Source organism: Spirosoma litoris (assembly GCF_054776755.1).
In genome coordinates this window covers 1-1,010 of the sequence record NZ_BAAHBI010000048.1, presented here as the reverse complement: position 1 = coordinate 1,010, position 1,010 = coordinate 1, and the positions used below count along the sequence as shown (strand labels likewise).

General features: G+C 55.0%; 1 pseudogene. It reads left to right on the top strand.

Annotated features, from left to right (window positions below):
* Window positions 1-1,010 (top strand): annotated as a pseudogene (locus ACYVGR_RS27140) (hypothetical protein); the annotation flags it as partial.

The window sequence follows — 1,010 nt, the reverse complement described above, 5'->3', positions numbered from 1 at the left end:
AGCACACGGGGTTGTGAATCGGGTACCATTCGCTGGTCGGATGGCCATTCGGGTGCGACCATCGTGGCAACACCAACCGTTACAACGACCTATACGGCCAGTTGCGTGATCGGTAGTTGCGTGAGCCCGGTTTCGAATGCGATTACCGTTACGGTGCTGGATGCCAAAACACCGACAATCAGTGCAAGTACGGATACTGTATGTCCAGGCACATCGGTCACGCTGACGGCTGCAGGCTGCGAAGGGGGTGTCATTCAATGGTCGGAGAACGCGCAAACAGGTGCTTCGATCGTGGTAATGCCTTACGGTAAAACAACCTATACGGCACAGTGCCGTCTGGCTACCTGCCTAAGCAATCCGGCCCTGATTACGATCAATGTGAATACGGATTTGCCAACGCCAACGGTAACCTGTAGCACAACGATTGTTTGCCCAGGCGAAACGGTGACGCTGACGGCAGAAAATTGCGTAGGTACGCCCATCTGGAATAGCACAACGGCAACGACCAGCAGCATCGTCGTGACGCCAACGCTTGGCAGCAACAGCTACTGGGTGTATTGCAAGAATGGGGCTTGTACCAGCAAATCCTCGAATGTGTATACGATTCAGGTCGTAACGCCGGTTATCCCGACGGTAACGGCTTCGGCGGATACGGTTTGTGTGGGTGGCTCTGTCGTGCTGACGGCGAATGGCTGCCATGGAACGGTCTACTGGTCGACTGGCCAGACGGGAACGAGCATTACGGTGACGCCAACGGCCAATACCAGCTACTATGCACAGTGTAAGTTCCGCAGCTGCCTCAGCGATCAGTCCAGTGCGGTTGCCATTACGGTGGTAAACCCACAGACACCGATTGTGAAGGTGAGCAAAACGCTGATCTGTAGTGGGGAACCTGTCTCCCTGACGGCAACGGGTTGCAATGGAACGGTGCAGTGGCACGGTGTGAACTTGGTTGGTTCAACGATCACCCTCTATCCAACGGCAACGGCTGAGTATTACGCGACCTGTAA